Origin of the sequence: Campylobacter sp. BCW_6466 (genome assembly GCF_001762835.1) — a bacterium.
Taxonomy (GTDB): domain Bacteria; phylum Campylobacterota; class Campylobacteria; order Campylobacterales; family Campylobacteraceae; genus Campylobacter_D; species Campylobacter_D jejuni.
Genome location: NZ_MJXO01000040.1, coordinates 16,905 through 38,456 on the forward strand (window position 1 = coordinate 16,905; position 21,552 = coordinate 38,456).

Below are 21,552 nucleotides of genomic sequence, written 5' to 3' on the forward strand. Positions count from 1 at the left end.
CATTTGCTTCTAAAAGTATCAACCATTTATATTTTGCTTATTGTTTCATAGTGTAAAAATTTTTAAAATAGGATTTTATCTTAAAAAATTTATGATTTTTAATTTCAGATATTGGTTTCCTTGAAAAATTTTAAAAAGTTTAGTAAAAAATATTAAGTTTTAAAAATATCATCCGATTTAAATAAAGTCTTAAGACTCAATCTAAAAGGAGGATGATATGGTTTCAGATATTTCTATGGGTAATGCTAATTTAATGACTGCTGTTAATACTTCAGTTTTGAAAAAATCTATGGACACAAACGAGGCATTGATGAATAAACTCATCGAAGGTATGGAAGGTGTCTCTCAAGCCTCCGCTCCACAAGTTTCTAGCTCTAGTGGTTTGGATATTTACGCTTAAATATCTTAAGAACAAGCTTAAGAACTTGTTGGTATCTTGAGCTTGTTTTTTTAAATAATTATTTCTTTAGTATTTTTTCGTTATAATTTTGCCATTTTATTTATCGTATTAAATTTTTATAATATTTATTTAGGAGCAAGGATGCAAATGATAAAGAAGATGGTTTTAAGTGAAACTTTCCCTGGTATTTTGCTTATATTTTTTACATTTTTAGCCTTATTATGTAAAAATTCTTCTTTAAGTGTTATTTATACAGATTTTTTTCATGCTAATTTTACAGTAGGATTTGATCATTTTCAAATTTCAAAGTCGTTGGATTTATGGATAAATGATGGTTTGATAGCTATATTTTTTCTATGTATAGGACTTGAGTTAAAATATGAAATTTTACGCGGACAGCTTAAAAATATAAGAGCTGTGTCTTTACCTATATTTGGAGCTTTTGGGGGTATGATTACTCCTGCTTTAATTTTTGCTACTATTAATTATTCCCATGATTTTGCTATGAAAGGTTGGGCAATACCTACAGCAACTGATATAGCTTTTGCAGTAGGCATTTTGATGCTTTTAGGAAATAAAATTCCTACAAGTTTAAAGCTTTTTTTACTTTCTTTAGCTATTTTTGATGATTTGGGCGCTATTGTTATTATTGCTTTATTTTATACAGATCAGCTTTCAGCTTTGGCGATTATTATTTGTTTGTTTTGTATATTTGCTCTGCTTTTGTTAAATTATTATCACATCACCCATCTTTCTTTGTATGTGTTAGTAGGTGTTGTATTGTGGATAGCTATGCTTAAAAGTGGAGTACATGCGACTTTGGCTGGTGTGATTATTTCTTTATTTATACCGCTTGATACAAAAAATAAAAAACCTTATTTGCATGAAGTTCTTAAGGATTTAAATCCTTGGGTGGTTTATTTTATCTTGCCTTTATTTGCTTTTGCTAATGCTGGGATTGATATCAGAGATATGTATCTTGGTTCAGTATTTTCACCTGTAAGCCTTGGAATTATTCTAGGATTATTTTTAGGAAAGCAACTAGGTGTTTTTACTTTTTGTTTTATTGCTATCAAACTTAAGCTTGCAAAACTACCTGAAAATATTAAATATGGAAAATTTTATGGTATATGTATTTTAACAGGCATTGGTTTTACGATGAGCTTATTTATTGATGGTTTGGCCTATAAAAATAGTGATATTTTTGAACATGCGGATAAACTTGCTATTTTAATAGCTAGTTTTTTAAGTGCCATTGTTGGTTTTATTTATCTTAAGATTGTTAAATGAATAATATAGTACATAAATTAAAAACTTTAGTTTTAAATGAGGCTTTTGGTGGTGTTTTACTTATAGTTTGTACTTTGCTTGCTTTGCTTGTGCAAAATGGATCTTTTAGCGAACATTATCGAGAATTTCTAAATTTAAAAGTCGGATTTAGTGTAGGTGAATTTGAGCTTAATAAACCTTTTTTGCTTTGGATAAATGATGGGCTTATATCTATATTTTTCTTTGCTATAGGGCTTGAGCTTAAGAAGGAATTTTTGCATGGGGATTTTAAAAATCCTAAAAATATTGTTTTACCTTTTATGGCTGCTTTAGGGGGTATACTTATACCTGCGATGTTGTTTGCTTTGGTAAATATAGGAGATGCTTATACTTTAAAAGGTTGGGCTATACCTACAGCTACAGATACAGCGTTTGCTTTAGCGATTTTAATGATGTGTGGTAAGCATATTCCATCAAGTTTAAAAATTTTCTTACTTTCTTTGGCTATTTTTGATGATGTGGGTGCTATTTTAATTATAGCTATTTTTTATACGACAAAATTATCAATAGTTGCTTTTGTCGTTGCAGGAATTGCTATTTTGGTAATGCTTGTTTTAAATATTTTAGGAATAACAAGAAAGTCTTTTTATTTTATTTGCTCAGTTATTCTTTGGATTAGTGTTTTAAAAAGTGGTGTGCATGCAACTTTGGCTGGAATCATAACAGCATTTTTTATACCGATGCAAACTAAAAATGGAGAAGCATTTTTAGAAGAAATCTATGAAAGTCTAAAATTTTGGCTCGCTTTTGTTATTTTGCCTTTATTTGCTTTTGCTAACGCTGGGGTAAATTTATCCAATATCGACATAGGAGCAATTTTTTCAGGTGTAAGTATAGGTATTTTCTTGGGGCTTTTTGTGGGTAAACAAGTGGGTGTATTTTTGTTTTCTTATTTGGCAATCCGCTTTAAATTTGCAGCCTTGCCTCAAGGTTCAAATTTGAAACAACTTTATGGGGTTTGTATACTTACAGGTATTGGTTTTACAATGAGTTTGTTTATCGATGGCTTGGCGTATGAAGTCAGTGATATTTTTAATTATGCAGATAATTTAGCTATTCTTATAGCTTCATTTTGTTCTGGGATTTGGGGTTTTATTTATCTTAAATTCTTTGCTACTCGATCTTAAGGGGACTGATGAGGCATATTTTTTTCATCATCACGATTGTATTCTTTATAAGTGGATGTAGTTTTTATCAGAATTTAAACTATACTCGTCCGATTTATAATACAAATAAAGAAACAAAACTTAAGACTATAGCAAATGAATGGAAAAAAACTCCTTATGTTTTAGGTGGAACTACTAAAAAAGGTGCTGATTGTTCAGGATTTACACAGAGTGTATTAGCTCAGCTTAATATACGCATACCTCGCACTACAAAAACTCAATTAGGTTCTGGGAGAAAAGTTTCTAAATCAAAATTGCAAACAGGAGATTTGGTATTTTTTAAGACAGGTAGAGGGCCAAATGGTATGCATGTTGGTATTTATACGAGCAAGGGAAAATTTATACATTTATCTACTAAAGGTGGAGTAAAAGAAGTCGAGTTAAATAGTTCTTATTGGAAGGCTCGTTATATAGGAGCAAGAAGGTATTAAAGTGAAAATAGGTGTATTTGATAGCGGAGTAGGGGGGCTTAGTGTTTTAAAATCTCTTTATGAAGCTAGACTGTTTGATGAAATTATCTATTATGGAGATACCGCAAGAGTTCCTTATGGGGTGAAAGATAAAGATACTATTATAAAGTTCTGTCTTGAAGCATTGGAATTTTTTGAACAATTCCAAATTGATATGCTTATCATTGCATGTAATACTGCTAGTGCTTATGCTTTAGATGCTTTAAAAGCAAAAGCACATTTTCCGGTATATGGCGTAATTGATGCAGGGGTTGAAGCAACGATAAAAGCTTTACATGATAAAAATAAAGAAATTTTAGTCATTGCAACAAAAGCAACCATTAAATCAGAAGAATACCAAAAGCGTTTATTATCTCAAGGATATACAAATATAAATGCTTTAGCTACAGGGCTTTTTGTGCCTATGGTTGAAGAAGGTATTTTTGAAGGAGATTTTTTGCAAAGTGCTATGGAGTATTATTTTAAAAATATCACAATTCCAGATGCTTTGATACTTGCTTGTACTCATTTCCCTTTACTAGGTCGTTCTTTAAGTAAGTATTTTGGCGATAAAACAAAATTAATTCATTCAGGAGATGCTATAGTTGAATTTCTTAAAGAAAGAGAAAATATAGATTTGAAAAATCATAAAGCAAGATTGCATTTTTATGCTTCAAGCGATGTTGAATCTTTAAAAAATACTGCTAAAATTTGGCTAAATTTATAAGGAAATAAAATGATAGAATTGAAAAAACCAGATGAAATAGAAAAATTAAGAATAGCAAATCAAATTGTAGCAAAAACTTTAAATTTTTTAGAGAATGAAATTAAAATAGGAATGAGTTTAAAACAAATTGATAAAATGGCAGAAGATTATATTTTAAGCCTTGGTGCCAAGCCATCATTTAAAGGACTTTATGGTTTTCCAGGTGCTATTTGCACATCTTTAAATCAAGTTTGTATCCATGGAATTCCAGATGATAAAATTATCAAAGAGGGTGATATTTTAGGTCTTGATGTGGGAAGTTTGATTGATGGGTATTATGGGGATGCAGCAAGAACCATTGCTATAGGAGAAGTTTCACCCACTGATAAAGCTTTAATCTCTTGTGCTAAAGACGCGTTATATCATGCTATAGATATTATTCATGATGGAATGCGTTTTAAGGAACTTTCAGCTGCTTTAGGCGAATTTATCCATGCAAGAGGTTTTGTCCCGCTTCGTGGATATTGTGGACATGGTATAGGACGAAAGCCCCATGGAGAGCCTGAAATTTTAAACTATTTAGAAAAAGGTGCGAGTGCAAAAAGTGGCCCTAAAATTAAAAATGGAATGGTGTTTTGTATAGAGCCTATGATATGCCAAAAAGATGGAACACCAAAACATTATAATGGAAAATGGGATGCTGGAAGTATTGATGGGCTTAATGCGGCTCATTATGAACATTGTGTTGCTGTGATTAATGGGCGTGCTGAAATTCTTTCTATGATATGATATTAAATTATAAAAATAATATTTTTTTCTTAAAATCCTAAAAATTTAAAATTTTTTAAATAATATTGTAGTAATATTCTTTAATAATTTAAGTTACTAAATAATATTTTTATAATATATTAAGTGTTATTAGAATAAAGTGTCACATCGTATTAAACTAAAACATAAATATGGTTTAGATAATTTAATAATTTTTATTAAATTATCTAAATATTTATTTTAGTTTAAAGAGATCTTTTAAGATCTCGTTTGGGTTAGGCTATTTCCCTCCCCCTTTTTATTCGTAGCCTAACTCTCTTTTAGAGTTTGGAAAATCTCTTTAAGCTAAAATATATTATATTTGCTTAAAGAGAACAAATGATTACTATTCTTATTTAAATAAATTTTTAAAATCCATTGTAGAGTTATAAATTCCAGCATTATCCATAGTTTCGCCCATGGTGATTGCGGTTGCTAACTCTGATAGAATGATTTTTATTTCATCTCTTTTATCTTGTATATAGGCCAATACACCTTCGTAATTACTTGTTTGAAGAATTAAAAGTGGATTAGCAATTTCAAATTCAAAAAGTTTTTTACCAACATAAACATTGAAAATATTTCCAAAAAGGGCTGTTCCCATGAAAGAGCAGTTTTGTATAAGTTGTGATGCTGTGGCATCAAGAGTTCTTTTTTGCATATCATCTGAATTTTCATCTATTCTTTCTAGAATGCTTTTTTCTATTTTTTTTAAAGACATATCAAGTACTTGAAGTGCTCCTATAAAATCATTTGCATCATTGATTTGAGAGCAAATTTGATTTGCTTTAAATTCATTCACGCTTTGAATTTCACCTAAGTGTTTTTTAAATATATCTAAATCACTTTTCATTGTTTACCTTTCAAAAATATTGCTAAATATTTAAAAAGCAAAAAGTGTTCCTAAATTAGGATAAATTAGAATTTACCCAAAAAACAATCTCATTTCCAATTTTATTTAAGGCTTTTTGAAAAGCATTATAAGTAGAGCGGATATCTTTTTTTTCTATTTTTTCTTTAGTATTGAAAATTTTATGAGCTATTATTTGATTGTTTTCAAGATTTATGAAATTTACGCTTATAGAAATTTGAGCGTAGTTTTCATTGTTGTTAAGAATTTGTTCAAAAGAGTTAATCCTGCTTTCAAGGGCATAATCCGCATTTAAAGAGCTTGTTGAAGAAAGTAAGGTTGTAAAAATATTGCTTTGTTCAAATTTTGATAAAATTAAAAAAGAATAAAGATTGCTTGGTAAGTCTCCCCAGAAATAATGTGCGTATTTGTTGCTAAAACCATTATCTATATAAACAATAGCTCGCGAGTTTAAATACCAAGGTGCATTTGCATTGCGAATTTTAAGAATTTTACCGGTTTTTTTAAAAAAAATATTTGAGTCTATTCCTTCATCTTTTAATATGATATTTTCATTTTTGTTGATGGTTTCGTGTCTTAAAGAGCATCCGCATAATATAAAAATAAAAGTCAAAATATAGAATAATTGCTTTAGCATTATTTTTCTCCTGGTCCTAGTTTAGGTTTAGTTTCTTTAAAAATCAAATCAGCAGGGCTGTTTTGTAAATTTTCTATTAGAATATTGCTTTCAATTAAAATTCGTTTAAAAAGCTCTAAATTTTGCATCAAAGATGCTTTAATATCATCATAAGTGTTTAATTTTTCATCAGCTTTTTTTATGAATTTTTTTAAAACCATCGTACTTTCTTTTATGTCTTTAAGACTGGAGTTGAAATTTTGCGCACTAAGGCTTATATTATCAGCCATTTTTCCTATTTTTAAACTTGCGTTTGAAAGATTAAGGCTTAAATTTTTAGAATTAGCGTTTAAATTTGCACTTAATTCTGCTAGATTTTGCAAAAGGATTTCTAGATTTTTAAGATTTTTTTCGCTTAAAAGTTCTTTTGATTTATCATCGGCCGTTTTAACTAAAGAAAAAATATGTTCACTTTGTCTATCTATGGTTGCTAAAAAACTTTCTTTAAAAGGAATGACTGGAAGTTTTCCCTGTATAGATACTAAATCTTTGCTATTTTTACTTCCGCCTTGAAGTTGGACAAATTTAAGTCCTGTGATACCTTGAAGTTGCAAAGTAGCAAAGGTGTCTTCTTTTATAGGGGTATTGTTTTTGACCTTGATGCGTATGTTAACGCCGAGCTCATCTTGATTGTAAATGCTGATTTCTTCTACGCTACCTACTTCCACGCCCAAAAGCCTTACGGGTGCTTTTATGCCAAGTCCTGCAACAGATTCTTGTGTGTGAATTTCATAATACTTAAAACTTTCTTCTTTAGAGTATCCCCCAAGCCAAAGTATGAAACCAAGACTTGCAAAAAATACTCCAAAAACAAAAAGTCCTACAAAAAAATAATTTGCTCTATTTTCCACTTTTACTCCATAAATCTTTTAAAAAGTCGTTCATTTTGCAAGCGTAATTCTTCATAAGTACCGCAAAATCCAACTTTTTTATTCTCTAAAATGATAAAGCGATCGAGTAAATTTTTCATACTTTCTTTATCATGTGTAACCAAAATGATATTTAAATCAAAGCTTTTTTTTAACTCTAAAACCAAATCGTCAAATTCGCGACTACTATGAGGGTCAAGTCCTGAAGTAGGTTCATCTAAAAAAAGCAATTTACTATCAAGTGCTAAAGCTCTAGCAATTGCCACTCTTTTTTGCATACCGCCACTAAGTTCACTTGGAAATTGTTTTAAAACACTTTCGTTTAAGCCTACCATTTTTAGTTTCATTAAAACCAGTTCTTGTATGCTATTTTCATCTAAATGAGTGTATTCTTTTAAAGGAATAGCGATATTTTCATAAACATTAAAAAAGCTAAAAAGTGCAGCAAACTGAAAAACCACGCCCCATTTTTTACGCAAAGCAAGTGCATCTTCTTCGTTGATATTTTTAAGTTTATAGCCTAAAATTTCATATTCTCCACCATCAAAATGTTCAAGCATAAGCATTTGTTTTAAAAGGACGGATTTTCCACTTCCGCTACCTCCTAAAATACCAAAAATTTCGTTTTTTTTGATTTCAAAACTTACGCCATCATGGACGATTTTTTCTCCAAATTTTGTAATGATATTTTGCGCTTTAATAACCATTTAAATTCCTGCAGAAGTTAAAATAACAGAGAATAAAGCATCAAAAGCTATCACCCAAAAAATAGCATTTACAACGCTTTTTGTGGTATAAATTCCTATGCTTTGTGTAGTGTTTTTTACCTCAAAACCACGAAAACAAGCAATAAGCCCTATTAAAAATCCAAAAATAGGTGCTTTTACAAGTCCTATAAAGATATGTTTTATATCTACAGCTTCTCTAAAGCGTCTTAAAAATTCGGCAAAAGAAATATCAAGATTTAATTTTGCAACCATCATTCCACCTATAATACTGATTGCATCGCTAATGGCAACGATTAAAGGCATAGCCACTACCAAAGCCATAACACGTGGAATAATAATAAATTCAAAAGAACGAAAACCCATAGTATTCATAGCTGCAATTTCATCAGTGATTTTCATCACTCCAATTTGTGCGGTATAAGAGCTTGCACTTCTTCCTGCGATCACTATGGCAGCGATTAAAGGTGCAAGTTCTCTAGTGGCTGAAATTCCCATCAAATCTACTATGAAAATATTGGCTCCAAATTGTGCGAGTTGATAAGCGGCCTGATAGGCTAAAACCACTCCTACTAAAAGAGCAGTTAAAATAACTATAGGCAAGGCTTTAAAAGCAGAATTTTCTATATGATATAAAAAAGCAATAAAGCGAAAATTTTTAGGATTTTTAAGGCATAAAAAAAGACTTGTGAAAAAAGCTCCTGTGAAATTGATGAATTTTCTTAAAATTTTTAAAAGTTCTAAACTTAATTTTCCAAGATCGATAAAGTATTCACTGAAATTTTTATGTGATTTTTTTGTTTTGCTTAGTCTTTGGTAATTTTTTTCACAAAGTTCAAAAAGGGTTTGAAAGCGTGAATTTAAGCCTTCTTTGGTGATTTTAATATTTTTATCTTTAAGGTCATTTTCCAAAGCAAGGAAAAATCTCACTCCAGCGGTATCGATTGCTTTTAGATCTTTAAAATCAAAAATCACTTCCTTGCTTTGAATCAAAGCTAAAAAATCTTTTATTTTTAACTTATAAATACTTGTTTTATCCCAAATTCCAAAGATAAAAAGAGTGTTGTTTTGAAATTTGAAATTTGTATTCATTTTATTTGCTAAGGATAAAATTTACAAGCTTTGAAACGCTAAAGCCAAAGTGTTCAAACACATCTTTGTCTTTGCCACTTTCTCCAAAACTTTCTATGCCATACACTTTATGGCAAAATTTATAAAGTTCATTAGAATGTGCTGCTTCAACACCTATAACTTCACCTTTTAACAATCTTTCTTGATAAGCTTTATCTTGTTTTTCAAAAAGTTCAAAACAAGGCATGGAAACAACATTACAAGCAAAACCTTGTTTTTCAAGTTCATTTGCACTTTCTAGACAAAGCCAAACTTCACTTCCGCTCGCTAAAAGTGTAAATTTAGCATCTTTGCTTTTTTTAAGTAAATATGCTCCGTTTTTTACATCTCCAAAAACGGGTTCATTTAGAGCTTTGAGTTTTTGGCGTGAAAGTACAAAAGCACTTGGAATACCTGCATTTAGAGCTATTTGCCAGGCTTTGACATTTTCCACTCCATCAGCAGGTCTAAAGGTTAAAAAATTTGGCATAGCCCTAAAAGTGCTAAGTTGTTCTATAGGTTGGTGTGTTGGTCCATCTTCGCCCACACCTATGCTATCGTGTGTGAAAATGAAAAAATGTTTGATTTTCATTAGAGCTGCTATTCTTGCGGCAGGTTTTAAGTACTCACTAAAGATGAAAAAAGTTGCTGAAAATGGTAAGAAAATTCCATATCTTGCAAAAGCATTGTTAATCGCTGCCATAGCATGTTCTCTGATACCAAAATGGATATTTTTACCTTCTACAAAGTCTCCCATGCCGTGAAGTTCTGTTTTATTTGAAGGGCCTAAATCCGCACTTCCACCTAAAAATCCTTCTAAATTTTTAGCTAAAACATTTAAAATTTCACCATTGCTATCTCTTGTAGCAAGATCTTTTCCTTTAAAATCAGGATAAGCTATCTTGCTAAAATCAGGATTTAATAACCTTTCTAAAAGTTCTTTTTTACCACTTTTTTCAAGCTTATCTTTCCATTTTGCTTCTTCTAAATCCCCAAGTTCTACAGCACTTTCAAAGCGGATTTTGCTTGCTTGTGGGATATGAAAACTGATATTTGGATCAAAACCTGCTTGTGCTTTGGCTTTTTTAATCACTTCTTCGCCCAAAGGTGCACCATGGCTTTTATGACTGCCTTCAAGCTCTCCTGCACCCTTTGCTATAGTTGTTTTTGCGATGATAAGACAAGGTTTTGTGGATTTTTTAGCTTGTTCTAAGGCTTTATTGATTTCTTCGTAATTGTGTCCATTTATACTTAAAACTTCAAATCCTTGTGCTTCAAAACGCATTTTTACATTTTCGTTAAAGGCTAAACCTACATCGCCTTCTATGGAGATATTGTTGCTATCGTAAATAAGTATGAAATTATCAAGCTTGTGAAGTCCTGCTAAAGAACAAGCTTCATAAGAAATGCCTTCTTGTAAATCCCCATCTCCGCAAAGACAATAAATTTTATGATCGATTAAATCACTGCCTAGCAAATTTTGCGCTTTTTTTGCTGCCATAGCAAAGCCTACAGCATTTGCAACGCCTTGTCCTAAAGGGCCTGTAGCGATTTCTACTCCAAGAGTTGAAATTTCAGGGTGTCCAGGGGTTTTAGAATGAAGTTGGCGGAAATTTTTAAGATCTTCTAAGCTTAAATCATAGCCACTTAAATGTAAAAAACTATAAAGCAAAGTACTTGCATGTCCGCCTGAAAATACAAGTCTATCACGGTTTAGCCAAGTGGGATTTTTAGGATTGTGTTTTAAATGATAACTTAAAACACTTAAAATATCTGCCAAACCCAAAGGTGCACCTGGGTGTCCTGAGTTTGCTTTTTGCACCATATCAGCACTTAAAAATCTTAGAGTATTTGCCTGTTCTTGTAAAATTTGAATGTCCATTTTTTGCCTTTATAAGTATTGAATTATTAAATTTTGTATCATTTGCGCGAGTTTTTCATTGAGTTTTTCTAAGTCTTGTTCGCATTCATTAAGAAGATTTTCTTTTGTTTTTATGGCTTGTTCAAGTCCAAGCAAATTGACAAAAGAATTTTTATGAGTATCGTTGTTAGTTGGCTTTCCACTTTGTTCTTGGCTTGTAGTTACATCGATAATATCATCATTGATTTGAAAAATCAGTCCTAGTTTTAAACCAAGTTTGTAAATTTGATTGTTTTCTTCGTTGTTAAGTTCGCAAATTTCACAACCCATTTTTAAAGCTGCAGCGATTAATCTTGCGGTTTTATGTGTGTGCAAAAACTCAAGTTCATTTAAACTCAGTCTTTTGTCTTCAAAAAAACAATCAATAGCTTGTCCTATGACCATTCCATTAAGCCCTGCATTAAAGGCAAGAGTTTTGATGAGTTTGATTTTGATTTCATCTTTTAAATGAGCATGACTTAGAACTAAAAAAGCTTCAGTATTTAAAGCATCACCCACTAAGATGGCTGTAGGTTCATCGTAGCTTTTGTGTAAGGTTGGAATTCCTCGTCTAAAGTCCGCATTATCCATAGCAGGTAAATCATCGTGTATGAGTGAATAAGTATGGATAAATTCCAAAGCTAAAGCCACATCTAAAGCTTGATTTAAAAGTTCAGGTTTATTGCTTTGTACTACGCTTAAAAGCAATTGTGCGCGAAAATGCTTTCCTCCCGCTTTTAGCATAAGGGCTAAAGCTTCATTAAAAAAAGGATGAAAGCTTTCAACTTTAGGTAGATTTTTTTCTAAGTGATGGATAAAAAGTTCTTTTAAATTCACTTAGTAAGCCTTATGAAAAATTGAAATTTACCATCGCCACCTGAGTTGGCATTTCCGCCTAGTTCATTGTTGAAATTTGATAAAGGTAATTTAGTACTTTTGCGTTCAATTAAGATGCTAAAGTCATTACCAGCACTTAAAATATTTTGTAATTCTTTAAAATTATTTAAAATAATATTATTAACGCGTAAAATTTTATCTCCTACCATAAATCCTGCATTTGATGCTTTTGATTTTGGATCTATTTTGGTTACAACAAGACTAGTATTAACCGTTAAACCAAGATTGCTTGTGAAATTTGTAATTTTTGGTTTTGGTTTAGAATCAGGAAGGTTAAATTTGCTTAAATCTTTTGCAAAAACTTCAGTAGAAATATTTAAATCCATATTATCACGCAATACTTGAAAATAAAGAGTGCTTCCGCGATCTGCAAAAAGAATTTTTTCATTGAGTTTTCTTAAATCATTGGCGGGTAAGCCATCAACACTTATAACTTGATCGTTGATTAAAAATTGTGGATTTTTTCTTACATTGTTAACATAAATTTTATTTTCTCGAACAACAAAATCAACGCCAATATCCCCCCAATAAACATCGTTATATTTCATAAAATGTTTTAAATAGCGATTGCCTATAAAAGAGCTATTATTTAAAGCAATCCCCATCATTTCACAGCATGGAGTCCCTAAAAGTCCTATTTTAGAATTAAAATCAAGTTGATCTTTTTCATCAATATTTTGAGCTAAATACTTAATATGCCCTATATAAGGTTTATTAGGATCCCAAATTCCAACCCAATCATTACGAGTAAGTTTTTCTTCATCACCCATAGGAGTAGGGATTAGGCTAAAGTCAGTTCTTACAAGATATAAATTTAAAAATGGATCGTATTTTACATATTTGTTAAGCTTAGTATTAGGCTGTTTTAACACAGCAAGTAAATTTTCACTGAGTGCAAAAGCTGGCATTCCTTCATAGTTGAGCATGCTTGCCTTATTTCTTTCATAACCTGCTAAAAAATCTTCAAATTTAGGTCTTTCTATACCAAAAGACAAAGTAAAAAGCATGCAAATAATTAAAATTTTTTTCATAATTTCATACCTCCAAAACCGCCTAAAACATCATTCGCCATACTTGAGCGATTTTGCGCAACCATGGCTAAAACATCATTAATCGCAGAAATAAGTAAAATTTGCAAGGACTCTTTATCTTCAAGTAAAGAATCATCAATGCTAACATCGATAATCTCGCCTTTTCCATTAGCGCTTACTTTAACAAGTCCTGCTCCACTTTTGGCGCTAAATTCACGATTTGCAAGTTCTAGTTCTATATTTTTTGCTTTTTCTTGAACTTGATTTAAAAGTTCACCCATTTTAGAAAAATCCATATTTTCAAACATTGATTATCCTTGATTTTTTAAAATTTCATTAACAACTACTTTATCACTAAAAGGATATTTTATCCCTTTAATTTCTTGAGTAGTTTCATCACCTTTGCCTAAAATAACGACTAAATCGTCATTTTCTTTTAGTTCTAAAGCTTTTTTTATGGCTTCTTTTCTATCTTCTATCGTTAAAACTTTTTCTTTTTTAGCAAAGCCTGATAAAATTTCTTCCATGATGGTTTTTGGTTCTTCGCTGCGTGGATTATCACTTGTAATGATAGCAATTTTTGCAAAATGTTCGACGATTTTTCCCATTAAAGGGCGTTTGGTTTTATCTCTATCTCCACCTGCTCCAAAAACAACGATGAGTTTTTTATTTTTAAGAGTGTCAAGCACTTTTTCAATGCCATCAGGCGTATGAGCAAAATCCACAATCACACCTTTTGCTACTTGTTCTACCCTGCCACAAACTCCGCCAAATCCACTGATAGCTTTTTCCAAATCTTTTAAATCAGGCTTTACAAGTTCATTCACACAAGCACTAGCAACTAGAAGATTGTAAAGATTAAAAAGTCCTAGTAAGGGCGAGTCTATGTGAAAAGTTTGATTTTTATTTGTTACAATAGCACTAATGCCTTCTTCTAAAGAATAGGCTTTGATTTGATATAAAGCAGGATTTTCTATGCCGTAAGTAAAAGCGTTACGCACATTAAATTTAATAGCCAAAGCATCTTTGTTGATAAATTTTAAACTCTCATCTGTAAAAAAAAGTTCTTTTGCTTCTTTATAATTTTCAAAAGTACCGTGAAAATCTAAATGATCTTGAGTGATATTGGTAAAAATTTTAGCAGCAAAATTTAAGCCTTCGATACGGTTTTGAACGAGTGCGTGTGAGCTTACTTCCATGATGAAAAAATCACATTTTTTTTGAGTGGCTATTTGTAGGTACTCTAAGGTTTTAAGAATAGGGGAGGTGGTTAAGGATTTTTCATCAATTTGTTCATCGTTGATAAAAGCTCCTCTTGTCCCACAAAGCCCACACTTATAACCTAAATCCAATAAGATAGAATAAATCGCTGCTGCGGTTGTGGTTTTGCCATTGGTTCCTGTGATTCCTATGATTTGAATCTTTTCATCGATTTTTAAAAGTTTTTTACACTCATTTACATCAATGATTTTTGCACCTTTTTCTAAGGCTTGAGCGTGAAATTTAGCATTTTGTGTGGTTTGCAAAAAAAAGCATTCTTTTTCACACTCTAAGGTGTTATCTGTAATGAATGAATTTTCAAGTTTTAATTTCACTTTTAAATCCCATGAGTTTTTCTTGGAGTTTGATAAATCTATCATTTGCCCAAAAATGAGGCATAACATTTTCTATGTAATTTAAAGTCATATCTTTATAGCCATTATCAAGTAATTTTTCCAAAAAATCTAAAAAATCATCACGATTATCAATAACTAATTTAGTGCTGTTAATGATATTTTCAAAACTTTTTTGAAAGCCAAGTTCTTCTTCGCTTTTTAAAAAATCTTGATAATTTAACGCATGCCCATCTTCAAATTCGTTTTCCTGTTTGTTTTCTTGTTTTTTAAATTCAATTGTACTTAAAATTTCTTCTAAGTCTTTATCAATGCTAGAGATTTTGTAATGTTCTATATAAAAATCAAAAAGTAAAGAAGCTTCTTTAGGAGATTTTAAAGCAAGATCACAAAGGCAGATAAAATTTAGCAAGCGTTTATTTTTGCGTTTTTCATAAGCCATAGAAAAATATATTTTTGCAGTTTTAAAATCTTTCTTGTAAAAATGTTCAATTCCAAGTTTTTTATAATTTTGCAAATTCGTCTGCTCCGCCGTTTAAATTGATTATAGTGATTTCTGGATGAATATCAATCTTAAGTTGCCTTTCAAGACCGTATTTTAGTGTCATTCCACTTGATGCACAACCTTTGCAAGCTCCTATTAAATGGACATAAACAACCCCATTTTTAATCCCTAAAAATTCAAGCCCTCCGCCATCACGTTCAAGCATAGGCAAGCTCTTTTCTAAACTTGCTTTAACAGGATTTATAAGCTCTTCATCGCTAAAAGGCATCATAATTTATCCTTAAAAATTTTTATATACTTTAGCGTGATTGTGTTTAAAAAAAGGTAAATTAAGGCTTGAAATTTAAATAAATTAAAAAGGTTCGTCATTATCTTGTGCGCTAAATCCTAAATCATAAGCTGTAAAGTTTTTGTTACTAAAAATTCCATTTAAGTTTCTAAATGATTGTTGCAGAATTTCTTCGTTTTTTTCATATTTTAAGAAGCTTAAATATTCTTTTAAAAAATTATTTAATTCTTCGGTATTTAAATTTTTAATTAGAAGATTTAAATTTTTATCAATAAGCGTAAAAAGTTGTTTTTTTAATGCGAGTGTAGAATTTTTAATTTTTACATTGTTTAAAAAAGCTAAATTAACCTTGCAAATACCTAACAAGAATTCGCTATAGTTTAAATTTTTTCGAATATTTTTACTTTCAAATTCTCTAATATCACTATCTTCATAACCTTTTTTTTCTAAAATTTTATCCAATAAAATTTTATGCTTAAAACAAACACTATCACTAATTTGCTTAAAATCGTTACATATATCTGGATGCTGTTTTAAAAAAGCTATAAGTTCTAATTCTGCAATGTGAATTTTTTCTTTAGGAAAATTGTATTTATTTTGAGAAATTAAAGGGGTTTGTATGGTTTTTTTTGAATTTTGTGATAAGACGATAAATTTTTCATCCACTTTTAATAAATTTGAAACTAGACTAGTGTAAGAATTTGCCACTAAAGGTTCAAGATTAAAGGTAAATTTTTGTATAGTTTCTAAAGCTTTTTGTTTATCAAGAGCAGAAATTATGGAATGAGTGGATATTAAGCGTCTGATATAAAATTCACCGAGCTCTATTCCTTCATCGAGTATATTATGAAGTTTTGTGCTTTCATTTTTTGCTACGAGCTCAGCAGGATCTTTTCCGCCTTGCAAAATTGCCACTTTACCGTCTATTTTGTTTGTGCTTAATAAAAATGCAGATCGTGTCGCAGCTTTTAATCCTGCTTCATCATTGTCAAAACATAAAATCACTTTTGCATCATAACGGCGGATTAAAGGTAGATGATGTTCGGTTAGTGCTGTTCCAAGAACTGCTACAGCATTGTTAAACCCTGCTTTGTGAAAAGCTATTGCATCCATGTAGCCTTCACATACTATTATTTCTTTTTTTTTGGCTATATTTTCTTTAGCGATGTTAAAAGCATAAAAAATTCTACTTTTATCAAAAAGTATATTTTGGGGTGAATTTACATACTTTGCCGGTGCATTGGGATTTAAAGTACGCCCTCCAAACCCTACTAATAAGTCTTTATGATCGTAGATTGGAAAGGTGATACGCCATATAAAACTTGCGTAAAATTCATTATTTTCATCTTTTTTTAAAGCTCCAACACTCATAGCATCTTCTAAAGGAATTTTTTGATTTTGCAATAATCTTATACTATCTTCACTTGCTCCTGCAAAACCTAATTCGAATTTGGCTATATCTTTGTCATTTAAAGCTCTTTGGTAAAGATAGGTTAAAACTTCTTTGTGGTGTTTGAGATTATCTTTAAAATACGCATTTAAGTTTGGTAATATAGATTTTAGCTCTTTTTTATTTTCTTGTTTTTCTTTTGTATAACTCAAAGTAAAATTACTAAGGCTTGCAACTTTTTCAACTGCATCGGCAAAACTTAATTTTTCATAATCCATTACAAATTTAAAAGCATCTCCACCAGCCTTGCAAGCAAAACAATGATAAAAACCTTTGGTAGGATTGATATGCATAGACGGGTTTTTATCTGCATGGAAAGGACAGATACACACAAAACTAGAGCCTTGTTTTTTTACTTCAATATAATTTTCTATAATATCAACAATATTAAGTCTTTGGGATAAATTTTCTATACTTTCTTTAGTTATCATTTTACAAACCTTGTTAAAATTATACAAAGATTTGGCTATAATTTGGCATAAAATTTTTAGAGCGAGACTATGGATTTTTTCTTTGTAGAATACAGAGACCCTTTAGTAGGGCTTATAATTTTAACCATTTTAGTATTTGTTGTAGCTGTTGCAAATTATATTTGGAAAATATTTGCTAACAAAGATGAAGAACAAAAGCTTGAAAAATTTATAAAAAAATTTGAAATGGATAACGCTCATAAAGAGTTGTTAAGAAATAGTAGCTTGAGTTTTGGAAATTTAAGTTTTTTGGCTGAAATTTTTACCAAAAGTGGGGAATTTGAAAAAGCAACTCAAATTTATTTGATTGCTCTTGAAAAATGTAAAGATAAACAAGAAAGAGAATTTATTTTCCTTTCTTTGGCAAAAGTTTATTTTAAAGCAGGATTTTTAGAGCGTGCAAAAGAAGTTTTATTACAAGTTTTAAAACTGCGTCCAAGAAATATACAAGCCTTAAAACTTTTAAAAATTGTTTATTTAAAACTTCGTTCTTATAAAGAAAATTTAGAACTTTTAGAATGTCTTTTTGAGCTTAATGAAGATGTACAAAAAGAGTATGATTTTATCAAAGCTTTAGAACTTTGTACTTTTAATATCACTGATGAAGAAAAAAAGAAAAAACTTTTAGAATTTAAAATAGAAGATAATCCTATGTTAGGGCGTTTAGTTTTTGAAAAATATCATATGTTTTTAGGGCAAAATTTTTTTGATATTTGTGATTTGCTTTATAGAGAAAATGAAGCGTTTAATTTAGAAAATCAAGATTTTTTAGAATTCTTTTATGCTTTGGGTAAAATTTCAAAGCATGATGATACGCATCAGTTTGTTTTTAAAAATTCTAATTTTAAAATGTTAAAAATTTTAAAAGATAATTCTTTTAATGCGGGGTTAGAATTTTCATATCGTTGTTCTGAGTGTAAAAATGTTATGCCTTTATTTTTTTATCACTGTCCTGTTTGTTATGAGTTTAATACTTGTAAAATTATTTATGAAGTGAAAAACAATGAAACACATTGAAATTTATACAGACGGTTCATGTCTTAATAATCCAGGTTTTGGCGGATGGGCTTATATTTTGCGTTATAAGGAGTATCAAAAGGAAGGTTTTGGAGCTGAGGCTAATACCACTAACAATAGAATGGAGCTAATGGCAATTATTGAATCTTTGAAGGTTTTAAAAGAGCCTTGTGAAATTTCGCTTTTTACAGATTCTAACCTAATGGTTCAAAGTATTAATGAATGGCTAGAAGGATGGATAAAAAAGGATTTTAAAGGTAAAAAAAATATAGATTTATGGAAGGAATATATTAAAGTGGCAAAATCTCATAAGATTAAGGCTTTTTGGGTAAAAGCACATAATGGACATTTGGAAAATGAAAGATGTGATACATTGGCGCGTGAAGCTGCTTTGAAAATTGCAAGGGAAAATGATGAAAAACATTGAAAAACTAGAGCAGAGTTTAACTTATGAATTTAAAGATAAAAATCTTCTTATACATGCTTTAACCCATAAAAGTTTTAAAAAATCTTACAACAACGAACGCCTGGAATTTTTAGGTGATGCCGTGCTTGATTTAGTTGTGGGTGAATACCTTTTTCATAAATTCGCCAAAGATGCCGAAGGAGATTTATCTAAGCTTAGAGCGGCTTTAGTGAATGAAAAGTCTTTTGCAAAAATTGCAAATAGTTTAAATTTGGGCGATTTTATTTTTATGAGTGTTGCTGAGGAAAACAATGGAGGAAAAGAAAAGCCTTCTATACTTTCAGATGCGTTAGAAGCCATTATAGGTGCTATACATTTAGAAGCTGGGTTTGAGTTTGCAAAAACTATTGCTTTAAGGCTTATAGAAAAAAATTTCCCTCAAATTGATGCAAAAATTCTTATAAAAGATTATAAAACAAAATTACAAGAGATTACACAAGGAAAAATCGGACAAACTCCGCAGTATGAAACAGTGCGTGCTTTTGGTCCTGATCATTTAAAGCAATTTGAAATCGCTTTAATGCTTGATGGTAAAGAACTTGCAAGAGCTATTGCGGGAAGCAAAAAAGAAGCACAACAAATGGCAGCAAAAATTGCACTTGAGAAATTAGGAGCTTTATAATGAATACCTTTGGTACGAGATTGAAATTTACAAGTTTTGGTGAGTCTCATGGTGTGGCTGTTGGATGTATTATTGATGGAGTGCCTGCTGGAGTTAAATTTGATGAAGAATTTTTACAAAATGAGCTTGATAAACGCAAAGGCGGAAGTAAATTTGCAACACCAAGAAAAGAAAGCGATAAAGCTCAGGTTTTAAGTGGAGTTTTTGAAGGATATACAACGGGTCATCCTATAGCTATAGTAGTTTTTAATGAAAATGCTCATTCTAAGGATTATGATAATTTAAAAGATCTATTTCGTCCTGCTCATGCGGATTTTGCTTATTTTTATAAATATGGCATAAGAGATCATAGGGGTGGAGGTAGATCAAGCGCTAGAGAAAGTGTTGCTAGAGTGGCTGGTGGTGCAGTTGCAGCGATGCTTTTGCGTGAATTTGGTATTTGTGTTCAAAGTGGTGTTTTTGGAGTAGGAACTTTTGTATCAAATTTGAAAGAAGAAGAATTTGATTTTGAATTTGCTAAGAAAAGTGAAATTTTTTGCCTTGATCCAAAACTAGAAAGTGACTTTAAAAATGAAATTTTAAATGCTAGAAGTTCAAAAGATAGTGTAGGCGCTGCCGTTTTTACAAAAGTTAGTGGTATGCTTGTGGGACTTGGAGAAGTTCTTTATGATAAGTTAGACTCTAAATTAGCTCATGCTTTAATGGGAGTTAATGCTGTTAAAGCAGTTGAAATAGGTGAAGGTATTAATGCAAGCAAAATGCGCGGATCGTGTAATAATGATGCTTTAAAAGATGGCAAGTTTTTAAGCAATCATAGCGGAGGAATTTTAGGAGGAATTTCAAATGGAGAAAATCTTATTTTAAAAACTTATTTTAAACCTACTCCTTCTATTTTTGCCAAACAAGAAAGTATAGATAAATTTGGTAATAATTTGAAATTTGAACTCAAAGGTAGGCATGATCCTTGTGTAGGTGTTAGAGGAAGTGTTGTAGCTAGTGCTATGGTGCGTTTGGTTTTGGCTGATTGTTTGCTTTTGAATGCGAGTGCGAATTTAAACAATTTAAAAAATGCTTATGGATTAAAATAAAAAAGCCCATTTTCATGGGCTTGATTGCAATATTTTGAAAAGATTCAAATACTATATCGCTTGTTTTGCTAAATACTTTACACTTTAACTAATAAAAAATTGATTAATATCAGCCTTATTTTCAAAAGCTATACTTGTATAAGCTTGATTTTTAAATTTAAGTTCATAGCTTTTTCCTGCTTCGTGTTTAGTATAGGTAAGGGCTATTTTTAAGGCAAGTTCTAAGTCTTTTTCTGAAATTTTTTCATCTACCAAAGAGTAAGCTCCGATTAAATCCCCAAGTTCTATTACTTCATATTTAGAAGTTTTTAAACCTTTTAAAAGAGTATTTTCAAGTTCATTTCTACCTATGATCATTTTAGCTCCATTGGGTAATCTTAAATGACGACCATATTTTAAAAGTTGTGCGTCATTAACCTGCATATCTTTGTTAAATTCTATGAAATCTCGAATTTTTTTAGCAAAACTATCAAGAGTTAGCAAACAACCTCCACCTGGGCTTTCAAAGTCTTCTAAGCCAAATTTAGCTGCAAGTTCAAGTTGTCTTTTGCGACTTCTTCCGCTAATACCTTCGAGTTTTTCTCTATCTACCCAGCCTTCTCTTTCAGGTTTGGTTAGAGGTAGGTTTTTTGCACACATAGGACGCAAGATTAAATCTTCTTCATCAAGAGCAAGTTTTTTAACCTTTGCCATCGCATCACTTCTTTGACTCATAGGGCGTTGTCCTAAAACTTCTCCTGTGATGATAAAACTTGCATTTTCTTCTTTTAACATAGCAAGAGCAGTTTTAAACATAAAAGCATGACAATCTATACAAGGATTAAAATGTTTGCCATAGCCATATTGTGGATTAAAAAGCACTTCTTGAAGATAGGAATTTCTTACATCTATCATTTCAAAATCTGCACCTACCATTGCCGCACGCTTTTTCATGATTTCGCTTTTATCACTTGTGCTTCCAAAACCTATGTTGATATTTAGAGCTTTAACTTCTATGCCTTGTGCAGTGATGAGTTTCATTGCAAGCATACTATCAAGCCCACCGCTAAAAAGAGCTAATGCTTTCATTGATTCCTTTCTGAGATTATAAAATTTT

The 21,552-nt window shown here is 30.8% G+C and carries 24 protein-coding genes; 10 read left to right on the plus strand and 14 right to left on the minus strand.

Features of this window, described 5'->3' with window-relative positions:
* The first annotated feature begins 217 nt into the window (after positions 1-217).
* From AJ887_RS04210 to map, 6 genes are all read left to right on the plus strand, one after another.
* On the plus strand, positions 218-400 hold the full coding sequence (locus AJ887_RS04210; protein ID WP_070284860.1) for a YjfB family protein: 183 nt from the start codon (positions 218-220) through the stop codon (positions 398-400).
* A gap of 141 nt (positions 401-541) precedes the next feature.
* A complete protein-coding gene (nhaA, locus tag AJ887_RS04215) occupies positions 542-1,690 on the plus strand; it encodes a Na+/H+ antiporter NhaA (RefSeq protein ID WP_070239899.1) in 1,149 nt (382 codons plus the stop codon).
* Positions 1,687-2,856 carry a Na+/H+ antiporter NhaA gene (gene nhaA, locus AJ887_RS04220; protein ID WP_070239897.1) on the plus strand — a complete coding sequence of 390 codons (1,170 nt, stop codon included), beginning with the start codon at positions 1,687-1,689 and terminating at the stop codon, positions 2,854-2,856. The genes nhaA (AJ887_RS04215) and nhaA (AJ887_RS04220) overlap by 4 nt, the downstream gene beginning before the upstream one ends.
* Before the next feature lie 8 nt (positions 2,857-2,864).
* A complete protein-coding gene (locus AJ887_RS04225) occupies positions 2,865-3,326 on the plus strand; it encodes a C40 family peptidase (protein WP_053872195.1) in 462 nt (153 codons plus the stop codon).
* Position 3,327: 1 nt separating this feature from the next.
* Entirely contained in the window at positions 3,328-4,071 is a 744-nt protein-coding gene (gene murI / locus AJ887_RS04230; protein WP_070239894.1) for a glutamate racemase, read from the plus strand.
* 9 nt (positions 4,072-4,080) lie between these two features.
* On the plus strand, positions 4,081-4,839 hold the full coding sequence (map, locus tag AJ887_RS04235; RefSeq protein ID WP_002856112.1) for a type I methionyl aminopeptidase: 759 nt from the start codon (positions 4,081-4,083) through the stop codon (positions 4,837-4,839).
* A gap of 370 nt (positions 4,840-5,209) precedes the next feature.
* On the opposite strand, the gene AJ887_RS04240 is transcribed toward map, so the two are convergent.
* From AJ887_RS04240 to dnaG, 13 genes are all read right to left on the minus strand, one after another.
* Entirely contained in the window at positions 5,210-5,710 is a 501-nt protein-coding gene (locus tag AJ887_RS04240) for a flagellar FLiS export co-chaperone (RefSeq protein WP_002871263.1), read from the minus strand.
* 55 nt (positions 5,711-5,765) lie between these two features.
* Positions 5,766-6,365, minus strand: a complete 600-nt coding sequence (locus AJ887_RS04245) for an ABC-type transport auxiliary lipoprotein family protein (protein WP_002862285.1) — start codon at positions 6,363-6,365, stop codon at positions 5,766-5,768.
* The gene (locus AJ887_RS04250) at positions 6,365-7,255 is read right to left on the minus strand and encodes an MlaD family protein (RefSeq protein ID WP_070284862.1); all 891 of its coding nucleotides are present in this window, start codon (positions 7,253-7,255) and stop codon (positions 6,365-6,367) included. The genes AJ887_RS04245 and AJ887_RS04250 overlap by 1 nt, the downstream gene beginning before the upstream one ends.
* Positions 7,256-7,257: 2 nt before the next feature.
* Entirely contained in the window at positions 7,258-7,980 is a 723-nt protein-coding gene (locus AJ887_RS04255; protein WP_002862283.1) for an ABC transporter ATP-binding protein, read from the minus strand.
* Positions 7,981-9,090: an ABC transporter permease gene (locus AJ887_RS04260; RefSeq protein WP_002862282.1), complete on the minus strand. Its 1,110-nt coding sequence runs from the start codon at positions 9,088-9,090 to the stop codon at positions 7,981-7,983. It lies immediately after the preceding gene.
* A gap of 1 nt (position 9,091) precedes the next feature.
* Entirely contained in the window at positions 9,092-10,990 is a 1,899-nt protein-coding gene (gene tkt, locus AJ887_RS04265) for a transketolase (protein WP_070239890.1), read from the minus strand.
* Between the two features lie 9 nt (positions 10,991-10,999).
* On the minus strand, positions 11,000-11,845 hold the full coding sequence (locus tag AJ887_RS04270) for a polyprenyl synthetase family protein (RefSeq protein WP_070239889.1): 846 nt from the start codon (positions 11,843-11,845) through the stop codon (positions 11,000-11,002).
* Positions 11,842-12,936 (minus strand): PDZ domain-containing protein, encoded by a 1,095-nt coding sequence (locus AJ887_RS04275; RefSeq protein WP_002862279.1) that lies wholly within the window; start codon positions 12,934-12,936, stop codon positions 11,842-11,844. The genes AJ887_RS04270 and AJ887_RS04275 overlap by 4 nt, the downstream gene beginning before the upstream one ends.
* The gene (locus AJ887_RS04280; protein WP_002851172.1) at positions 12,933-13,244 is read right to left on the minus strand and encodes a YbaB/EbfC family nucleoid-associated protein; all 312 of its coding nucleotides are present in this window, start codon (positions 13,242-13,244) and stop codon (positions 12,933-12,935) included. The genes AJ887_RS04275 and AJ887_RS04280 overlap by 4 nt, the downstream gene beginning before the upstream one ends.
* A gap of 3 nt (positions 13,245-13,247) precedes the next feature.
* The gene (locus AJ887_RS04285; protein ID WP_002862278.1) at positions 13,248-14,531 is read right to left on the minus strand and encodes a UDP-N-acetylmuramoyl-L-alanyl-D-glutamate--2,6-diaminopimelate ligase; all 1,284 of its coding nucleotides are present in this window, start codon (positions 14,529-14,531) and stop codon (positions 13,248-13,250) included.
* Positions 14,515-15,066 (minus strand): histidine kinase, encoded by a 552-nt coding sequence (locus AJ887_RS04290; protein ID WP_070239887.1) that lies wholly within the window; start codon positions 15,064-15,066, stop codon positions 14,515-14,517. The genes AJ887_RS04285 and AJ887_RS04290 overlap by 17 nt, the downstream gene beginning before the upstream one ends.
* Positions 15,053-15,325, minus strand: a complete 273-nt coding sequence (locus tag AJ887_RS04295) for a NifU family protein (protein ID WP_070239885.1) — start codon at positions 15,323-15,325, stop codon at positions 15,053-15,055. The genes AJ887_RS04290 and AJ887_RS04295 overlap by 14 nt, the downstream gene beginning before the upstream one ends.
* Positions 15,326-15,406: 81 nt before the next feature.
* A complete protein-coding gene (gene dnaG, locus AJ887_RS04300; RefSeq protein ID WP_070239883.1) occupies positions 15,407-17,224 on the minus strand; it encodes a DNA primase in 1,818 nt (605 codons plus the stop codon).
* Positions 17,225-17,293: 69 nt separating this feature from the next.
* On the opposite strand from dnaG, the gene AJ887_RS04305 reads away from it, so the two are divergent.
* From AJ887_RS04305 to aroC, 4 genes are read left to right on the plus strand one after another with little or no spacing between them, the layout of a single operon-like run.
* The gene (locus AJ887_RS04305) at positions 17,294-18,280 is read left to right on the plus strand and encodes a hypothetical protein (RefSeq protein ID WP_070239881.1); all 987 of its coding nucleotides are present in this window, start codon (positions 17,294-17,296) and stop codon (positions 18,278-18,280) included.
* Positions 18,267-18,707 carry a ribonuclease HI gene (rnhA, locus tag AJ887_RS04310; protein WP_070239879.1) on the plus strand — a complete coding sequence of 147 codons (441 nt, stop codon included), beginning with the start codon at positions 18,267-18,269 and terminating at the stop codon, positions 18,705-18,707. Before AJ887_RS04305 ends, rnhA begins: the two co-directional genes overlap by 14 nt.
* Positions 18,694-19,368: a ribonuclease III gene (gene rnc / locus AJ887_RS04315; RefSeq protein ID WP_002862275.1), complete on the plus strand. Its 675-nt coding sequence runs from the start codon at positions 18,694-18,696 to the stop codon at positions 19,366-19,368. Before rnhA ends, rnc begins: the two co-directional genes overlap by 14 nt.
* Positions 19,368-20,456, plus strand: a complete 1,089-nt coding sequence (gene aroC / locus AJ887_RS04320) for a chorismate synthase (RefSeq protein WP_070239877.1) — start codon at positions 19,368-19,370, stop codon at positions 20,454-20,456. Before rnc ends, aroC begins: the two co-directional genes overlap by 1 nt.
* 84 nt (positions 20,457-20,540) lie before the next feature.
* On the opposite strand, the gene AJ887_RS04325 is transcribed toward aroC, so the two are convergent.
* Positions 20,541-21,524, minus strand: a complete 984-nt coding sequence (locus AJ887_RS04325) for an MnmA/TRMU family protein (protein WP_070239875.1) — start codon at positions 21,522-21,524, stop codon at positions 20,541-20,543.
* Positions 21,525-21,552: the final 28 nt, after the last annotated feature.

Excerpts from the sequence above, each read along its gene's own strand:
- AJ887_RS04210 (WP_070284860.1), top strand. The coding sequence starts at position 218 with ATGGTTTCAGATATTTCTATGGGTAATGCTAATTTAATGACTGCTGTT.
- nhaA (WP_070239899.1), top strand. The coding sequence starts at position 542 with ATGCAAATGATAAAGAAGATGGTTTTAAGTGAAACTTTCCCTGGTATT.
- nhaA (WP_070239897.1), top strand. The coding sequence starts at position 1,687 with ATGAATAATATAGTACATAAATTAAAAACTTTAGTTTTAAATGAGGCT.
- AJ887_RS04225 (WP_053872195.1), top strand. The coding sequence starts at position 2,865 with ATGAGGCATATTTTTTTCATCATCACGATTGTATTCTTTATAAGTGGA.
- map (WP_002856112.1), top strand. The coding sequence starts at position 4,081 with ATGATAGAATTGAAAAAACCAGATGAAATAGAAAAATTAAGAATAGCA.
- AJ887_RS04240 (WP_002871263.1), bottom strand. The coding sequence starts at position 5,710 with ATGAAAAGTGATTTAGATATATTTAAAAAACACTTAGGTGAAATTCAA.
- AJ887_RS04245 (WP_002862285.1), bottom strand. The coding sequence starts at position 6,365 with ATGCTAAAGCAATTATTCTATATTTTGACTTTTATTTTTATATTATGC.
- AJ887_RS04255 (WP_002862283.1), bottom strand. The coding sequence starts at position 7,980 with ATGGTTATTAAAGCGCAAAATATCATTACAAAATTTGGAGAAAAAATC.
- AJ887_RS04260 (WP_002862282.1), bottom strand. The coding sequence starts at position 9,090 with ATGAATACAAATTTCAAATTTCAAAACAACACTCTTTTTATCTTTGGA.
- tkt (WP_070239890.1), bottom strand. The coding sequence starts at position 10,990 with ATGGACATTCAAATTTTACAAGAACAGGCAAATACTCTAAGATTTTTA.
- AJ887_RS04275 (WP_002862279.1), bottom strand. The coding sequence starts at position 12,936 with ATGAAAAAAATTTTAATTATTTGCATGCTTTTTACTTTGTCTTTTGGT.
- AJ887_RS04280 (WP_002851172.1), bottom strand. The coding sequence starts at position 13,244 with ATGTTTGAAAATATGGATTTTTCTAAAATGGGTGAACTTTTAAATCAA.
- AJ887_RS04295 (WP_070239885.1), bottom strand. The coding sequence starts at position 15,325 with ATGATGCCTTTTAGCGATGAAGAGCTTATAAATCCTGTTAAAGCAAGT.
- dnaG (WP_070239883.1), bottom strand. The coding sequence starts at position 17,224 with ATGATAACTAAAGAAAGTATAGAAAATTTATCCCAAAGACTTAATATT.
- AJ887_RS04305 (WP_070239881.1), top strand. The coding sequence starts at position 17,294 with ATGGATTTTTTCTTTGTAGAATACAGAGACCCTTTAGTAGGGCTTATA.
- rnhA (WP_070239879.1), top strand. The coding sequence starts at position 18,267 with ATGAAACACATTGAAATTTATACAGACGGTTCATGTCTTAATAATCCA.
- rnc (WP_002862275.1), top strand. The coding sequence starts at position 18,694 with ATGAAAAACATTGAAAAACTAGAGCAGAGTTTAACTTATGAATTTAAA.
- aroC (WP_070239877.1), top strand. The coding sequence starts at position 19,368 with ATGAATACCTTTGGTACGAGATTGAAATTTACAAGTTTTGGTGAGTCT.
- AJ887_RS04325 (WP_070239875.1), bottom strand. The coding sequence starts at position 21,524 with ATGAAAGCATTAGCTCTTTTTAGCGGTGGGCTTGATAGTATGCTTGCA.